This window comes from Lacinutrix sp. MEBiC02404, from assembly GCF_053601575.1.
Genome location: NZ_JBSHNV010000146.1, coordinates 88132 through 104098, shown reverse-complemented (window position 1 = coordinate 104098; position 15967 = coordinate 88132). Strand labels below are relative to the sequence as shown.

The following is a 15967-nucleotide window of genomic DNA, read 5'->3' as shown; positions in this document are numbered from 1 at the left end:
AAATAAAACATGAAAAATACAAAAATAATTTTTCTCCTACTTTTATCATTAGTTATTGCTAGCTGTGATAGTGATTTTGGAGAAGTAAATACAGATCCTGATAACGCCACAGAAGTTCCTGCGCATTTATTATTAGGTAATATCATTAGAATCAACCAAAACGTTGTATACAACGCTCAAGGTGGTGGAGATATGGGTGAATGTTGGGCACAACATTGGTCTAAAGTACAATATAACGACGAAGCTCGTTATGTTCCAAGACGTGCTGTAATTGATGGAATTTGGAATAATCTTTATGCAGATGTTTTAAGTGATGCAAAATCGATGTACCAATTAGCGGAAGCGGAAGGTAACACGAACTTACAAGCTGTATCTTTAATCATGCAAGCTAACGCTTTTCAAATCTTAACAGATCTATATGGTCCAATACCATTTGCAGAAGCTTTAAACCCTGCTATTGAGCAACCAGCTTACAGTACTTCTCAAGAAGTATATGCAGGTATATTAGAGATGTTAACTCAAGCAGACGCATTATTAGCTTCTGGTACTGGTGAAATAACTGCTAGTTCAGATTTATTATATGCAGGTGATGTATCTAAATGGGAGAAATTTGGTAACTCTTTAAAATTTAAAGTGTTAATGCGCTCTAATGGTTCTGCGTCAGAATTACAAGCATTAGTAACTGAAGGTAAAATGTTTGCATCTAATGCAGATAGTGCACAATTAGTTTATAATGAAATCGCACCAGATGCTAACCCTATTTATGAAACTATCGTAGATGGTAACAGATCTGAATATAAAATTTGTTCACCAGTTGTAGATATTCTTACTGGATTGTCAGATCCTAGATTACCTATTTATGCAGGTGAAAATGTAGATGGAAACATTATTGGAAAGCCTGCAGGATATACTGGTTTACCTAGTGATGCTTTAGGATATACTTATGGAAACATTAGTCCTTTAGGTGACTTTTATTTAAGTCCAACATTACCTGGTGTAATTATGTCTCACTCTCAATTAAAATTATTAATGGCAGAAGCTGCTAATGAAGGAAAAATTGGAGGTAGCTTAGCTGCTGCTAAAATGTACATGGACGAAGGTATTATTGCTAGTTTTGATTTCAACGAAGCTGATGGTGGTGCTGATTATGCTGCTACTATTGCACTTACGACTCAAGGCGATGCAAGAGAAAAAATCGCTACTCAAGTGTGGATTTCTTTATTTGGTCAAGGATTTGAATCATGGACAGAATGGAGAAGAACTGGTTTTCCAGCTTTAACACCAGCTGTTGAAGGTGATATCTCATCTATACCAACTCGTTTATATTACCCAACTACTGAAGTTTCATTAAACAACGCTAGTTATGAAGCAGCGAAAGCTTCTTTAAGCAGTGGTGATGAATTAACTTCAACATTATTCTGGCAATAATCAAAAAAAAGAAAAAAATGAAAAATTTAAAAAATATATTAAGAATATTAACTATTGCTCTTGTAGTGGTTAGTTGTGACTCAGATGATTCTGAAAGTATTGAAGCTTCAGCTGTTGCTGGATTTACAATAGATAATAACGATTCTTCAGGAGTTATTTTAGGAATTCCTGCATCAGGACTTCCCTTATCAGATGCTGATATTGATTTTACGTCAACGAATCTAGATTTTGATTTAAAATTAAGATTTGGAAGCCTTGCTGGTATAGAAAAAGTGCAAGTAGTAAAAACACATACTGCACATGAAACAGTAGATGGAGAACTTGTTGATATCGTGAGCGAAGAAGCAGTTGCTGCAGAAACTACTACTCTTCCTTTTAATGTGATTTACTCTAGTATTGATGATTACACTTCTGGTTTATCTTTAGCATCTAATGCTATCCGTATTGGAGATGTATTTACTTTTAGAGTTAAACTTTTTAAGAGTGATGGATCTGTTATCTATTTCAATGATGAGTTTGGTACTTTTAAAGTAATTGTAAATTGTGCTTCAAATTTAGCAGGAACTTATAGCGTTACTAGTACAAATACTACTACTGGTTTCATTAGAGTACAAGGTATTGAAACAATAACAGAAGTATCTCCAGGATACTATTACGCTCAAACTCCAGGAACTTGGACTTTAGGAGGTCTAGGTACTGCTCCCGCAGCTACACAAGGTTACAATTTTCAAGATACTTGTAACATAATAACTGTTCCTGCTCAAAAACTAGCGCAAGGCTTCTATAGTAATGATGTTTTTAGTCATGCTGATGGACAAGTTCAAGCTAACGGAGATATTGTAACAATATATACCATTACATTTGATGCTGGAAATAATGAGTACAGTTCTACATACGTAAAACAGTAAAATAAACTAAAATGAAAAAAATGAAAAAAACAATTAAAAACATAGCATTACTTTTGTTTACAGGTATTATTTTTACTGCTTGTGATAATGATGATGCGACCGGAGACTCTATAATAGACTACTCATCCGTTGAAGTAACATTATCTAGTACAATGAATAATACGGTAATTGATGAGTCTTTAATAGACCCAGATGATTTACCAGTGGTAACGCTTACTGCTACTATTGCAGAGCCAAACCCTCTTTCATTAAGAGTACCAATTGTAATAGCAAATTCAAGTACTGCAGATGCTGATGATTTTATCATGGCAGAATTAATTATTCCTGCTTTACAAACTTCTGCTACGATTGAAATTGAAATCGCTAAAAATGGATATGTTGAAGGTAATGAAACACTAGTATTAACTGGTGTAGATGCGGCTGGAATGACAGTAACTCCTTTTGAATTAACTATTGATATCGAAAATGATTACATTAACGATGTGTTAGATTTAACTTTATCTTGGGATGGAGAATTCGAAAACGGAGATTTAACATTAACTAGCATTTGTGCAATTGATTATGATATTGTATTAGCTAATAGTGCAGGTGCAATTGTTTCCTATATTGCTGGTACAGCTGATTGTCCTGAAGTGGGTTCAATTTCTGGTCTTGCAGATGGAACATACTATATTCTTGCAGATATGTATGAAAACCCGTATAGTGGTGATGGTTTTACAGATACAATACCATTAACATTAGAATATTCTCAAGAATATTTTACTACAAGTGGTGTAATTACAAATGCAAACCATACTTTAGGTACCGTGCAATCAACTCATGATGCTGTAGGGAACTCAGCTTTTGATGCTGCTGCTGGTATAGCAATAATTGAAGTATCCGGTTATAATTATACAGTTACATCTTTATAATATTTAACCATTTAAATACCAAAAACCACCTCAATAGAGGTGGTTTTTTTATATCCTTTATTTAACAAAAAACGCCTTTTAAATCCTATAAAAAGAATACAGTATCTCTACCATGGTATATTCCCATTATATAAAAAGGTATTGTCTTCCTAATCTCTTTCCTAAGAGCAAGCAATACTATATGTCCTATCCTAAAAATAGTTACCTATTATTCTTATGTTATAACATTTATCCTAGATTATACGCTCCATTAAACATTCTCCCAATCCAATCACCTATTAAGGTATCCTACCTTTCCCATATTTACGATTTCCCATTACAATAACACCACTATAAAAGATAAATTTATATCTTAAAAAAACCACCGAAACAGAGTTGGTTTTTTTATACCTTTGTATCGATGGAAAACAGTACACAAATATTTGGTATACGAGCAGTTATTGAAGCAATAAATGCAAAAAAAGCTATTGATAAAGTTTTTATTCAGAAAGGTCTTAAAGGAGAACTTTCTCATGAACTAGAATCTTTAATTCGAAAAGAGAAAATTAACACTTCCTATGTTCCTGTAGAAAAATTAAACCGATTTACTAAAAGTAACCATCAAGGTGTAGTTGCTCAAATCTCACCTATAGCGTTTCATAACTTAGAAGATCTTGTAACCCAAGTTACCGAATCTGGTAAAACACCATTGTTTTTACTACTAGACCAATTAAGCGATGTACGAAATTTTGGTGCTATTATTAGAACTGCAGAATGTACTGGAGTAGATGGTATAATTATTCAAAAAAGTGGTAGTGCTCCTGTAAATGGAGATACTATAAAAACGAGTGCTGGAGCAGTTTTTAAAATACCTATTTGTAAAGTAGATCATATAAAAGACGCTATGTTTCTTTTACAAGCTTCTGGTATAAAAGTCATTGCTGCTACAGAAAAAACAGATAATATGCTTTTTGATGTATCATTTAAAGAGCCTTGTGCCATTATCATGGGAAGCGAAGGTCGCGGTATAAATCCTTCGGTTTTAAAACTGGTAGACGCTAAAGCGAAACTACCTTTACTTGGCGAAATCGAATCATTAAATGTTTCTGTTGCTTGTGGTGCTTTTCTATACGAAGCAGTTAGACAACGTATGTAGAATTAGGAAAGCTACTCTTTATTTTCTTTAAAAATATAATGAAATGTAGGGCTCTCTTGCTTTTCGGAAAGATTTCCATCTTGAATTTCCTCTTCTGTTTCAGGTTCAGGTTCCTCTATTGGCGCAAAATTTCCTTCGGCGTCAAATTGTTTCAAAAAAAGATCTTCTTCTGGATTGAAATCGTTCTGTTCCCAAACATATTTTTTAGGTTTAGCAATTTCCTTTCTAAAAACTAAAGCAAACAGTAATCCTGTTATTAAACCAGACAAGTGTCCTTCCCAAGATATACCTTCTTCTATTGGCATTGTATACCAAACCATACTACCATATAGAAATATAATTAATAACGAAAGAGCAATCAACCGGTAATGTTTGGCCAAAATTCCTTTAAAAAAAGTAAAACTTACAAGAACATAAATAAGTCCGCTAGCTCCTATATGATAAGAAGGTCTACCAATACACCAAGTAAAGAAGCCGGAAAATAAAATACCATAAAGCAATACTTTCCAAGCAATTGGCCGATAGAAATAAAATAACGCTGTAGATAATACAAATAGCGGAATGGTGTTAGAATATAAATGTTTTATTCCGGAATGTATAAACGGACTAAACAAAACACCTTGCAGCCCAGAAAGTCTTTTAGGATATATACCATGGCTATTTAAATTTACATGAAAACGGATTTCAAACCAAAAGACAATCCATAGCATTAACACAAATGCTATTGGATACCCTAAGACTCCTGTTGTAAATTTAAACTGTTCTTGCATATTTTAAAGATAGCAAATTGTTATCCAATAGTATTTGGTGTGTTAAATTGTCATATTCTTTTCATTAAAAATACTCAAAAGAGATTCCTGCCTACAAAGGAATTTGTAATTTTACATTTATGAATGAACCATTAGCAGAACGTTTAAGACCTAAATCTTTAGAAGACTATATTAGTCAAGCTCACCTGATTGGTGAAAATGGGTCCTTAACCAAACAGATAAAGTTAGGTTTAATACCTTCTTTAATACTTTGGGGACCTCCAGGTATTGGAAAAACAACACTTGCCAACATTATTGCTAATGAATCTGGCAGACCTTTTTATACCTTAAGTGCTATAAATTCTGGAGTAAAAGATGTACGAGAAGTTATTGAAAAGGCCAAACAAAGTGGCGGACTATTCACCACCAAAAACCCGATTTTGTTTATTGATGAAATTCATAGGTTTAGCAAATCACAACAAGACTCCTTATTACAAGCAGTAGAAAAAGGTTGGGTTACTTTAATAGGTGCTACCACAGAAAACCCAAGTTTTGAGGTTATATCTGCGCTTTTGTCACGCTGTCAAGTATATATATTAAAAGCATTCGATAAAAACGATTTAGAAAGCCTTTTAAAGCGTGCTATAGAAAAAGACGAGTACATCTCTAAAAAGAACATAACCCTCAAAGAAACAGATGCTTTACTGAAGCTGTCCGGAGGTGACGCAAGAAAACTTTTAAATATTTTTGAGTTGCTTGTAAATGCAGAAGAAAGCGATGAAGTAATAATTACGAATGATAGTGTTTTAGAAAAAGTACAAAACAATACGGTTCGTTATGATAAAACCGGAGAACAGCATTATGATATTATTTCAGCATTTATAAAATCGATTAGAGGAAGCGATCCTAATGGCGCTGTTTATTGGTTGGCACGAATGATTGAAGGTGGAGAAGATGTGAAATTTATTGCAAGACGTTTATTAATTGCCGCTAGTGAAGATATTGGTAATGCAAACCCAACCGCTTTAGTCATTGCAAATAATACATTTCAGGCTGTTTCTACTATTGGCTATCCAGAATCAAGAATTATACTCAGCCAATGCGCTACGTATTTAGCCTGCTCACCAAAAAGTAATGCTGCGTATCAAGCTATTGGTAAAGCACAACAATTAGTTAGAGAAACTGGAGATTTATCTGTGCCTTTAGAAATTAGAAATGCACCAACCAAATTAATGCAAGAACTAGGTTATGGTGATAACTATAAATATGCCCATAACTACGAAAATAATTTTGCAAAACAAGAATTCTTACCCGAGGAAATTAAAAACACCAAACTATATGATCCCAGTAATAATGCTAGGGAAAATGCGCACAGAGAGTTTTTAAAACAACGTTGGAAAGCTAAATATGGCTATTAATTATTAGTTGTTACTAGAATTTAATAGGTACTGTTTTAGTTTGCAGCTTTCCATTATCATAATACTCCAAAAACCAATTGCTATTTAATTGGTAGATAATGGCATCTTTACCTTCCACTAAATAAACATTAGGCATTCCTGTTTTTTTTATTTTATAAACCACTTTAGGTGTACTATCTACTAACTGAAAACCATTGTCCGTTTTTTGCGCATATAAAAAATCTATATTTTTAGACTCTTGTTTATAAGGTTGAACTATTGTTTCTTTTTTTACTTCTTCTTTAATCTCTGGCTTTTTCACCGCAACGACCTCTTTTTCTGCAACCACTTCTTTAGTTACTTCTGCTACTACTACTTTTTCTTCTTTTAAGGTCTTAATTTCTTCCTTTAGTTTTTCAATTTCTGCACTACTTTCTTGCGAGTCCTTTTTACCATAACTTAGTATGGTTTCATTTTCTTTGTATTGGTATTTAAAAGTCTCAAAAGATTTAAAAGCTTCTCGTAAGGCCAAATTGTAAGCTACTTGATAATTTTTCTCTTTAGACTTTCCAATATTAGAAGTAAAAACGATATTATTCTTACAATCTTTTAGCTGTACTTTTAGCTTAGAATTAAAAACTCCAGATTCTTTAAGTACATCGGCATGTAAAGCCAAACAACCATTAGAAATAGCATCATCTGGAAAGGTATCCTCTTCCATGATCGTTGCAAAACCATGTTTTTCAAAAAGAAGTTTGGTCAATGTATTTAATCTATATTGATCTGGTTTATTTAAAAAATCAAACGTATTTGGCACAACTACATATTTGTAATCATTAATATTGGTTTGTGCTTTTGCCATATTGCACATACATATAGCGGTTATAAATAATAATACGATCTTATTCTTCATTGTTTTTAAATATATAGTTAAAACCTAGCTGTAAAGATACACTTTGTGCTTTTGCTACGTTTTGATATTTTAATAAATTATCTGCTGCAATATAAAAATTTATATTATTAATATTTGCTGAAAGTGCGAAACCAAGATTGGTATACGAATAAGAATCTAAAGTATAACTAGCTTTAATACCTAAACTAGAAAAGAGTCTTCGGTAATAAAATGCGGTTATTGCGGCTTGCGGTCTTTTTGGTCTTCGCATAAAAAAAAGATGTGCTCCTACTCTATTCTGGTATTCTTCTTGTGCTAGTAAACAGTGGCAATCTTCGCCGTTTTTTTTTCCAAAAGCATACTGCAACGCTGCATTAAACTTAATTGGCCGAGCTGTACTGTATTTAGAATAAGTGGTATCTATTACAAACAAATCTTCAAAATCTGTTGCTACGGCATCCCAATATTCCGCTGCTGTTTGTCCATCTTCCGTTTCTTGAAATAATGAGTTTATACCTTCATAAGACAAGTCCCCATCTAAATTGAAGTGTTCCAGATCCTTTGTATATCTTATAAAACCAATGTCTTGCACGCTGGCATCTAAAGTCCATTGCTCGGTGATATTATAACTAAAACCAATATCTACTCCTACTCCTAAATTACCTCCAAAAAAGGCGCTACTTAACAGCTTTTTCATGTCTTTCCGTACCTCTGAATTTTCGTCATCCAGAAAACTTTTCAATCCGGCCGTTTGTACTTCTAAATCCAATATGAAATCCTGCTTAAGAAAATTGTTTTCTCCTTCCGTTGTAACAAAAGTCCCTCTATTATTAATCGATTTTATATCCAAAACACTCGTATAAATTTTTCCTCTTACACCATAAGAAAATTTCTTATTTACCTTCTTATTATATCCCAAATGAAAAACAGTAAGCAACTCTGCACTTATATTTAAATCGCTTAAATCGAAAACTCTATCGATGTTACCGTGGTTTCCTTCATAAGCCAAAATAGCATAATCTTTAGGGAAATATATAAATGCATTGGTTTCTTGATACATACCAAAAGAAAGATATTTGTCTTTTATAAAATCTTTACCAAAAGCAAATCCACCAGAAAATAAATCAAATTGCTGGTTTAGCGCAAAATAATCGGTGTCTTTCATTGCGTAAATAGTACGCTGTAATTTGCTATTAAAATCTCTCCCATCGTCTGCAAAAATATCATATGCAGAAAATCCTGTCATCCCAAAGCTAGCATGTACATGAGACAGAAAAGGGATTCCAATATACCAGTCATTATTTACTTGCCCTCCAGGATTTAATAGAAGACTTTGCGGAATTTCATTAAAACCATACAGAAGCTGCTTGTTTTGCGCAAAACTGACACAAAAAGTAGCTAAAAGAAATAACAGCCTTATATTTTTCATGTCGAAGTATCCAAAAGTAAGTAAAACGTCGCTTTAGATTTAAACTTTAATATTCCTGGGGTGTTTTCATCTATAACAGAACCATCACTACTTGGCAATAATCTTAAGGTAATAACTATTTGTACCGATTGCTTTAAGGCGAGTAAAGATTCATTTTCAAACGTTTCCAGATGCATTATTACTATTGCTTCATTTGTTGGCGAAGCATCTACCGAAAAAGTAAAACTATGTTGTAGTACGCCGGTTTCATCTAAAAAGTCTATTTGCGCTTGGAAAGATCTATTGATGCTGTTGGATACTTGAAATAAAAATTCCGATTTTATTAAATTATCTACGGTAAATGGATCGGTAAATATCTCTATATTCACAGAGTCCCGAACCACGATTTGCTCTGCGCCATTTTCATCTATAAAAGAGCTTGCCGATTCTTCAAAATAAATTAGACTAGCATCTAAGGTTGGTGAAATAGCAAAATCTTCACCTTGTGAAAAATCTAAATCGTTTACACAAGCAGATAAAAGCACTCCAATTAGACAAAAAACAAAAAGGTATTTTAGTTTAAATTTAAGCATCCGTTTCGCCCTTTTTAAATAAGAGCGTTACTAAATTTAAGCTAATTTATTTAAAAATAGCACTTTAGCTCTAATAAGCTGTCTACTTTTTTGATTTTCGAGTCTAAAGAAAACTTATGATAATTAAAACAAATAGCGTCTATACCAAAGTCTAAAGCACCAAGAATATCTGCTTCATAATTGTCACCAATCATGATACTTTGCGCTTTTGTAGTTTGTGCCAAATCTAATGCATGATTAAAAATCTTAGGGTTTGGTTTTTTAACACCAACCATTTCGCTATTGGTTACTGTTTTAAAGTAGGTGTCAATATTAGAATTTTTTAATTTTTCATTTTGTACTTGATGAAAACCATTCGTAATAATGTGCAAGTTATATTTAGGTTCTAAATATTCTAAAAGATCTATTGTGCCTTCAAATAAATGATTAAAACTAGAAAGGTGTGTGATATAGTCCTCTGCTAATTGATGAATTAATTCTTTTTCTACGGAAACATGTACCGCTTGAAAAGTATCATTAAGTCTAGCAAAACGCAAAGATTCTTTATCAATTTTTTCTTCTCTATAGAGTTTCCAATAGTTTAGATTTATGGGTTCATAATGTTTTAAAAATTCGGAAACATCAATATTAACGGCGTTCATTTTGAAGATTTTCTCGAAAGTTAAACCCGAGTTCTTATCAAAATCCCAAAGGGTATGATCTAAATCGAAAAAAATATCTGTTATGGTTTTATGCATCGTTTGGCGATTCTATAATACTATTAAAAAGTTCTTTAAAGCCTTTCCAGCGTTCCATATCACTAAAAGTATAGTTATGAAAAACAGGAATAAAATAGCCATTCACTTTTTTTATTTCTCTAATAATTTCGTTTAAAACCTTCTTTTTATCTAAAAGTGAATTGGTTTTAAGTAACGAATAATCTAATAGATTATACGAGTATACTTTTAAAGGTGTTTGCACTTCATAATCTAAATCATAAAAGAAAAACGGTGTACAAGTTCCTGCTCTAAAACCGATATGATTTACAAATCCCATGGTGTAATCTTCAGGCACTTCCAGTTCCACCAAATTTCTATACGATTCTGGCAGGTTTAGTTTGGAAAACGAATTTCGGGAAGCTAATAACGACGTGTTTATTATAGCTTCCATTTTATCCTTTTCTTTTTTTAAAGTTTTAAAGCTAGATACGGCAAAAAAGGATGCTTTTAAACCAACAATACTATAATCTGCTACTTGTTTTATTAGCGAAACAAATTGTGCTTTGTTTACGTTTATATTTTTATCGTATGTAGAATAATCGCCAATTAAAAAGAAAAATATAAATTTAAATTCAGATTGCTTCTGCTTGTTTATAAGGTACTTAAAAGTATCAAATGGATCTCTTTGCAGTCCAGATAAAACCGAAAATCTAGTATACAGTCTTTTAAATTCAAAGCTCACTAAATCATTAAGTGTCCCACCAAAACTTCGCATGAGTCCTTTATGTTTAAAGGTAAACGCTTCAGGGACATCTATTACTGGTTTTACTTGATAGTATTTTGTTGCAAATTCAAAATCTGGATACTTTTCTTGTAGTATCCTTTTAAACTTGTACGCCCAAATATCCACAATAGGTTGCTTTAAAAAATCATTTTGAAATGCAAGACTTTCTTCCGCTGTAAAGCGCCCATAGGCATCTTTTACATGTGGTAAATACTCTTCATATCTAGAAAGCAGATAAAAAGATGCTGCAAAAATATCATAAGGTAAAACGCTTATTTCTCCTGTAGGAAAAAAACCTTTTGTGTTTTCCCAGTCTTGTACATGAATCTCTACATCGTTTAATCCTTGCTCAAATAACAACTCGTTACTACGAATAAATATCTCATGACTTAATGGTTGCTTGGTATACGATATTTTTAAACTATCGTGTGCAATAAACTCTTCAATTGTAGTTGTAAATGTAACCGGAAGCCCTAAAATTCTGGTACAAATATGCTTAAAAACATACTTTACTCTTGGTGTAATTTTATGTGTATATACTAATAACATCCGTTAATCAAATTCCAATTATTAAAATTACAAATTCCAAATGACAATTGCTTTCTTATGTGTTTTTGGAATTTAGGTTTTGTAATTTGAGATGTAACCTAAAGGAGATTTTCATCTGCAAAGCTAAAGTATGCATTTTCGGTTATAATAAGATGGTCTAATACTTTAATATCTAAACTTTCTGCTGCTATTTTTAGTTTTTTGGTGAGTTGTTTATCGGCTTCGCTAGGTTTTAAAGTTCCTGAAGGATGGTTGTGTGCCAAGATAATTCCTGTTGCTCCAACCTCTAAAGCTGTTTTTAATGCCAAGCGCACATCGACTAAAGTTCCTGTTATTCCGCCTTTACTTAATTGGTTTTTCTGAATCACTTTATTGGAATTATTTAAATATAGAATCCAGAATTCTTCATGCGGCAACTCGCCAATTATAGGTTGCATAAACTCGAAAACCGAAACGCTAGACGTAATTTTCTTTTTCTCTAAAGCTTCTCCTCCACGACGTCTTCTTCCTAACTCTAAAGCAGCTGTGATACTAATAGCTTTTGCTTCTCCAATACCTTTAAAAGTCATGAGTTGCTTTATAGACAATTTACCAAGTGCACTTAAATTATTATCTACACTTGCCAAAATCCGTTTACACAAAGCAACCGCACTTTCTTGCCTATTTCCAGAACCTATTAAAATGGCTACCAGTTCTGCATCACTTAAAACAGCTTTACCTTTATCGCGAAGTTTTTCACGTGGTTGATCGTCTTGACTCCAGTTTTTTATAGAAAAGGATTCTGGTTTACTAGACATATTGTTTGTTAATTACTATTTTTATAGAGAATAAATATAGAGAATATTTTCGATAAACAAAATGTGTAACTTTTAATCCTTAATTTATATACACTTGAAATATCCACCAAAACACCATCAAGATCAGGATACGCTTCATCTATTAGAAGTTATTAAAACCTATCCGCTTGCTACCGTAATTTCTGTAGAAGAAAACCAACCATACATTACACATTTACCATTAATTTACAGAGAATCCGATGGTAAATTGATTGGTCATATTGATATTTACAATCCGCAAACCAAATTAATGCAAGGTAATAAAGAACTTACCATTATATTTTCTGGACCGCAATGTTATATATCGCCTAGTATTTATACCACTACGCAATTACCAACTTGGAATTACATAAAAGTGCACCTAAAAGGAACCGTTAAAGCTATTGATAATAAAGACGCATTAATAGAGTCTTTGGTCAAAATGACCGAGTTCATGGAAGCTCCAGAGCATAAATATGTGCTGGAAGCAGATAACCCAAGAATGGAAGGCGCTATCGATTATATTAAAATGTTTGAAATAACGATAGACTCTTGGGAAGGCAAATTTAAACTTTCACAAGATAAAAAAACCATAGATACTGCTTACGCTAAAGCGGAATTGATTCGTGCTAGCCAAGAAAGTATTCAGGTATTTTTGGATCGTATTTTTAATTCAAAATAGTATAGGATTCTAAACGTTTTTCTAGAAAATGTTGTGCCCTAGAAAGAAAAGCAGTGGTGCTTACAACCATTCCGATACCATCTGCATAGTAGTAATGTGCAATACCAGGATACAGATTACCATCGCTATCTCTTGCATATAATTCCATTTCTAAGGTCTCAAATGTTCCTGCTATTGTGGAAATGTTATGTGTACCTTCCGTTAATCGTAAATACTGAACAATAGGATCACCCAAGTTTCCTATTAATCTTTCTTCATAATCTTCTCTAAGAAAAATAATGGTATTGTTGTCATCTATCAAATTATCCGAATCCTCTCTAAGATATTTAAAAGATTCTCCATTCGCTGGATAATAAAGGGAGTTAAGATCGTTACCTGTAACAAAATATCTAAACTTAAAATAGGTTTTGCCTTCTATTTCTTCTGTAGAAACAATAGAAACACTCTCCACAACAGTACTCGCTACAAAACTATCACTAGAAGTCTCTAAATCATAATATCTATACTCCCAAGAATTGCCAACAGTTAAGGCATAAAAACCCGCTTCTGGGGCAGTTGCATTACTACTATCATCATCCGAATTACAAGAAAAGAAAAAGGCAAAAAAGCATACGGTGAAAAGAATACGTTTCATATTAAATTGGTTTGGTTGGTTAAAATTAAAAATGTAGTATTGCTTTATAAGTGTTTGATTTGATTAACGTTATACTTTAACGTAGGTTTTACGACTTTATTATATAAGAAAAAACATGTGATTACACCTATTTTATTTTATCAGAAAAACATGTAAATTGCTTATATAAAATTTTAATTATCAGCAGGTAAAATTACGACTTTTCAACAATACACGGATACCAAGAAATTGGCAGATGCAGAATCTTAATTGTAAGCATGTAATTAGTCTTGTAGCTATTTAACCACAAACTAAAAATTATTTTTAAAGGAAAGCTACTTTCTTTTCCTTGGAGAAAAAGGAATTATGTTTCATTAGAACCGACCAATAACCATGATTAAAGTCTTTAGTACAATTAGACAAAAAATACTGACCTTATTATTAATTATGGGATTTCTTAGTAATCTATTTGGGGCAAACTGAAAAAAAGAATTCTGAAGCTTCAAATAACCAAGAACTTCAATTAGAATTCAATGTAATGCAGAATATCGCATTGAAAAAAAACAAGAAATATGAAAACGAAAAACAATATGAGCTTGTTGAAAACGGCATTTATAGAGACTTAAACAGTAAAGAAGATGCTATCTATTTAATGACCATCTCTTACCAGTTAGAATTGGATGAAACGAATAACCAATATCCATTAGAGGATATTTTAGATAAATACTTAATACATGTTTCCGACTCCATGGAATCAGAAAATAAGCCAAATACAAATACGTACACACTAGAATTAGGTGGCTATTTAGCCGAACTGAAAAAAGCTAAAGAGATTATTGGAAAAAAGGTTTTCAATCGAGAATACAAAGGCAGAGATGGAAAAATAAGAGTTATTTTAGTTATAGAATAAAACGCTCCATCCAATTACCCTATCAAACCCTTTACCTCTTCAAAATCCAAACCACCATAATTACCAGAACTCATCAACAACAAAGCCTTATCTTCAAAGTCTTGTTTAAAAAGAAAGTCTTTAAATTCCTCGGGATTAGTATAGATAATTAAATCATCTCGTTGAAAAGCGTTTGCTATTTGTACTTCTGTTACTTCTTCTAATTTTTTAATTTCAACAGCATGCGGCGAATAGAAAACTACAGCAACATCTGCCTTATCTAAAGCGCCTTTGTATTCTTTTAAAAATTCAGCATTTAAACTAGAATAGGTATGTAATTCTAAACAAGCAACCAAAGTTCTATTGGCATATTGCTCTTTTACAGCGTTTGTAGTTGCTTCTACTTTAGATGGCGAATGCGCAAAATCTTTATAAGCAACTGCGTTTTTGCTTTCTGCAATTTTTTCTAATCGTTTGCTTGCTCCTGAAAAAGTTGCAATCGCTTCGTAGAAATCATCTTCATCAATTCCCATGTGCTGGCAAATCCATTTTGCTCCTGCAAGATTGTTAAGGTTATGTTTTCCAAAGACTTCAATTGGCAATGGTCCTTCCGGAGTTTCTAAAAGTGTTTGTCCGTTTTCAACAGTATATTCCGCAGTTTGGTAAGGCAGTTTCCTAATCGTGTTTGTACTCGCCTCCACTACTCTTTTTACTTCCGCATCTTCTTCGTTATAGGTGATACTTCCGCCTTTAACAATACTATCTACAAAGATGTCGAATTGTTCGACATAGTTTTCATAGGTAGGAAACACATTAATATGATCCCAAGCTATTCCGCTTAATAAAGCAATATTGGGTTTGTATAAATGAAATTTTGGTCGTTTATCTATTGGAGAGCTTAGGTATTCGTCTCCTTCTAAAACAATAAAATCATTTTCTTCGGTAAGTTTTACCATCACATCAAAACCTTCTAATTGCGCACCAACCATATAATCTACATCGCGATCGTGATAATGCATCACATGTAAAATCATAGAAGTTATAGTTGTTTTACCATGACTTCCACCAATAACAACTCTGGTTTTATGTTTCGATTGCTCGTACAAAAACTCCGGATAGCTATAGATTTTCAAACCTAATTCTTGTGCTTTCAACAATTCTGGATTGTCTTCTTTTGCATGCATACCAAGAACTATTGCATCTAAATCTGCAGTGATCTTTTCTGGAAACCATCCAAAAGATTCTGGCAAAAGGTTTTTAGCTGCTAACCTAGATTTAGAAGGTTCGAAAATAGTATCATCACTTCCTGTTACTTGGTATCCTTTGTTGTGTAATGCTAATGCTAGATTGTGCATTGCCGATCCGCCAATAGCTATAAAATGTACGTTCATGTTTTAATTTTGTAGAAGTCTCAAAGATAGTTTTTTGCTACGAATTCTCGAATAGTTTTTTTGGTTATTACACAGAGACAGACGGAGAATTTCACAGAGATACCCATAGAAATAAAAACGAACAT

16 protein-coding genes are annotated in these 15967 nt (G+C 32.7%); 7 read left to right on the top strand and 9 right to left on the bottom strand.

The window, feature by feature from the left end; genetic code table 11:
• Positions 1-9: 9 nt before the first annotated feature.
• The 4 genes from ACVCXO_RS05800 to rlmB all read left to right on the top strand — a co-directional run bounded on the left by ACVCXO_RS05800 (position 10) and on the right by rlmB (position 4382).
• Positions 10-1428 (top strand): SusD/RagB family nutrient-binding outer membrane lipoprotein, encoded by a 1419-nt coding sequence (locus tag ACVCXO_RS05800; RefSeq protein WP_452228654.1) that lies wholly within the window; start codon positions 10-12, stop codon positions 1426-1428.
• Between the two features lie 17 nt (positions 1429-1445).
• Positions 1446-2336, top strand: a complete 891-nt coding sequence (locus ACVCXO_RS05795) for a hypothetical protein (RefSeq protein ID WP_452228653.1) — start codon at positions 1446-1448, stop codon at positions 2334-2336.
• Positions 2337-2356: 20 nt separating this feature from the next.
• A complete protein-coding gene (locus ACVCXO_RS05790; protein WP_452228652.1) occupies positions 2357-3247 on the top strand; it encodes a hypothetical protein in 891 nt (296 codons plus the stop codon).
• 400 nt (positions 3248-3647) lie between these two features.
• On the top strand, positions 3648-4382 hold the full coding sequence (gene rlmB / locus ACVCXO_RS05785; protein ID WP_452228651.1) for a 23S rRNA (guanosine(2251)-2'-O)-methyltransferase RlmB: 735 nt from the start codon (positions 3648-3650) through the stop codon (positions 4380-4382).
• 11 nt (positions 4383-4393) lie between these two features.
• Here the strand turns inward: rlmB and ACVCXO_RS05780 are convergent, their stop codons facing one another.
• Positions 4394-5152, bottom strand: coding sequence for a rhomboid family intramembrane serine protease (locus ACVCXO_RS05780; RefSeq protein WP_452228650.1), 759 nt, complete (start codon positions 5150-5152; stop codon positions 4394-4396).
• 119 nt (positions 5153-5271) lie between these two features.
• Here ACVCXO_RS05780 and ACVCXO_RS05775 point away from each other — a divergent pair, with 119 nt between their 5' ends.
• The gene (locus ACVCXO_RS05775) at positions 5272-6549 is read left to right on the top strand and encodes a replication-associated recombination protein A (protein WP_452228649.1); all 1278 of its coding nucleotides are present in this window, start codon (positions 5272-5274) and stop codon (positions 6547-6549) included.
• Positions 6550-6562: 13 nt separating this feature from the next.
• Here ACVCXO_RS05775 and ACVCXO_RS05770 read toward each other — a convergent pair whose 3' ends face one another.
• The 6 genes from ACVCXO_RS05770 to radC all read right to left on the bottom strand — a co-directional run bounded on the left by ACVCXO_RS05770 (position 6563) and on the right by radC (position 12249).
• Positions 6563-7441: a hypothetical protein gene (locus ACVCXO_RS05770; RefSeq protein WP_452228648.1), complete on the bottom strand. Its 879-nt coding sequence runs from the start codon at positions 7439-7441 to the stop codon at positions 6563-6565.
• Positions 7431-8849: a DUF5723 family protein gene (locus ACVCXO_RS05765; protein ID WP_452228647.1), complete on the bottom strand. Its 1419-nt coding sequence runs from the start codon at positions 8847-8849 to the stop codon at positions 7431-7433. The genes ACVCXO_RS05770 and ACVCXO_RS05765 overlap by 11 nt, the downstream gene beginning before the upstream one ends.
• Positions 8846-9421, bottom strand: coding sequence for a hypothetical protein (locus ACVCXO_RS05760; RefSeq protein ID WP_452228646.1), 576 nt, complete (start codon positions 9419-9421; stop codon positions 8846-8848). The genes ACVCXO_RS05765 and ACVCXO_RS05760 overlap by 4 nt, the downstream gene beginning before the upstream one ends.
• Positions 9422-9471: 50 nt before the next feature.
• On the bottom strand, positions 9472-10158 hold the full coding sequence (locus ACVCXO_RS05755) for a YjjG family noncanonical pyrimidine nucleotidase (RefSeq protein ID WP_452228645.1): 687 nt from the start codon (positions 10156-10158) through the stop codon (positions 9472-9474).
• A complete protein-coding gene (locus ACVCXO_RS05750) occupies positions 10151-11452 on the bottom strand; it encodes a polysaccharide deacetylase family protein (RefSeq protein WP_452228644.1) in 1302 nt (433 codons plus the stop codon). Before ACVCXO_RS05750 ends, ACVCXO_RS05755 begins: the two co-directional genes overlap by 8 nt.
• A gap of 98 nt (positions 11453-11550) precedes the next feature.
• Complete coding sequence (gene radC / locus ACVCXO_RS05745; protein WP_452228643.1) at positions 11551-12249, bottom strand: RadC family protein; 699 nt, start codon at positions 12247-12249, stop codon at positions 11551-11553.
• 94 nt (positions 12250-12343) lie between these two features.
• Between radC and ACVCXO_RS05740 the strand changes: the two genes are divergently transcribed.
• Positions 12344-12949, top strand: coding sequence for an FMN-binding negative transcriptional regulator (locus ACVCXO_RS05740; protein WP_452228642.1), 606 nt, complete (start codon positions 12344-12346; stop codon positions 12947-12949).
• On the opposite strand, the gene ACVCXO_RS05735 is transcribed toward ACVCXO_RS05740, so the two are convergent.
• Positions 12936-13583, bottom strand: a complete 648-nt coding sequence (locus tag ACVCXO_RS05735; protein WP_452228641.1) for a hypothetical protein — start codon at positions 13581-13583, stop codon at positions 12936-12938. The two genes, ACVCXO_RS05740 and ACVCXO_RS05735, sit on opposite strands and share 14 nt — an antisense overlap.
• 448 nt (positions 13584-14031) lie before the next feature.
• On the opposite strand from ACVCXO_RS05735, the gene ACVCXO_RS05730 reads away from it, so the two are divergent.
• A complete protein-coding gene (locus ACVCXO_RS05730; RefSeq protein WP_452228640.1) occupies positions 14032-14472 on the top strand; it encodes a hypothetical protein in 441 nt (146 codons plus the stop codon).
• A gap of 14 nt (positions 14473-14486) precedes the next feature.
• On the opposite strand, the gene ACVCXO_RS05725 is transcribed toward ACVCXO_RS05730, so the two are convergent.
• Positions 14487-15842 (bottom strand): UDP-N-acetylmuramate--L-alanine ligase, encoded by a 1356-nt coding sequence (locus ACVCXO_RS05725; protein WP_452228639.1) that lies wholly within the window; start codon positions 15840-15842, stop codon positions 14487-14489.
• Positions 15843-15967 lie beyond the last annotated feature (125 nt).

What these genes read in the sequence shown, in the direction of transcription:
- ACVCXO_RS05800 (WP_452228654.1), top strand. Translation starts at nt 10, where the DNA reads ATGAAAAATACAAAAATAATTTTTCTCCTACTTTTATCATTAGTTATT.
- ACVCXO_RS05795 (WP_452228653.1), top strand. Translation starts at nt 1,446, where the DNA reads ATGAAAAATTTAAAAAATATATTAAGAATATTAACTATTGCTCTTGTA.
- ACVCXO_RS05790 (WP_452228652.1), top strand. Translation starts at nt 2,357, where the DNA reads ATGAAAAAAACAATTAAAAACATAGCATTACTTTTGTTTACAGGTATT.
- rlmB (WP_452228651.1), top strand. Translation starts at nt 3,648, where the DNA reads ATGGAAAACAGTACACAAATATTTGGTATACGAGCAGTTATTGAAGCA.
- ACVCXO_RS05780 (WP_452228650.1), bottom strand. Translation starts at nt 5,152, where the DNA reads ATGCAAGAACAGTTTAAATTTACAACAGGAGTCTTAGGGTATCCAATA.
- ACVCXO_RS05775 (WP_452228649.1), top strand. Translation starts at nt 5,272, where the DNA reads ATGAATGAACCATTAGCAGAACGTTTAAGACCTAAATCTTTAGAAGAC.
- ACVCXO_RS05770 (WP_452228648.1), bottom strand. Translation starts at nt 7,441, where the DNA reads ATGAAGAATAAGATCGTATTATTATTTATAACCGCTATATGTATGTGC.
- ACVCXO_RS05765 (WP_452228647.1), bottom strand. Translation starts at nt 8,849, where the DNA reads ATGAAAAATATAAGGCTGTTATTTCTTTTAGCTACTTTTTGTGTCAGT.
- ACVCXO_RS05760 (WP_452228646.1), bottom strand. Translation starts at nt 9,421, where the DNA reads ATGCTTAAATTTAAACTAAAATACCTTTTTGTTTTTTGTCTAATTGGA.
- ACVCXO_RS05755 (WP_452228645.1), bottom strand. Translation starts at nt 10,158, where the DNA reads ATGCATAAAACCATAACAGATATTTTTTTCGATTTAGATCATACCCTT.
- ACVCXO_RS05750 (WP_452228644.1), bottom strand. Translation starts at nt 11,452, where the DNA reads ATGTTATTAGTATATACACATAAAATTACACCAAGAGTAAAGTATGTT.
- radC (WP_452228643.1), bottom strand. Translation starts at nt 12,249, where the DNA reads ATGTCTAGTAAACCAGAATCCTTTTCTATAAAAAACTGGAGTCAAGAC.
- ACVCXO_RS05735 (WP_452228641.1), bottom strand. Translation starts at nt 13,583, where the DNA reads ATGAAACGTATTCTTTTCACCGTATGCTTTTTTGCCTTTTTCTTTTCT.
- ACVCXO_RS05725 (WP_452228639.1), bottom strand. Translation starts at nt 15,842, where the DNA reads ATGAACGTACATTTTATAGCTATTGGCGGATCGGCAATGCACAATCTA.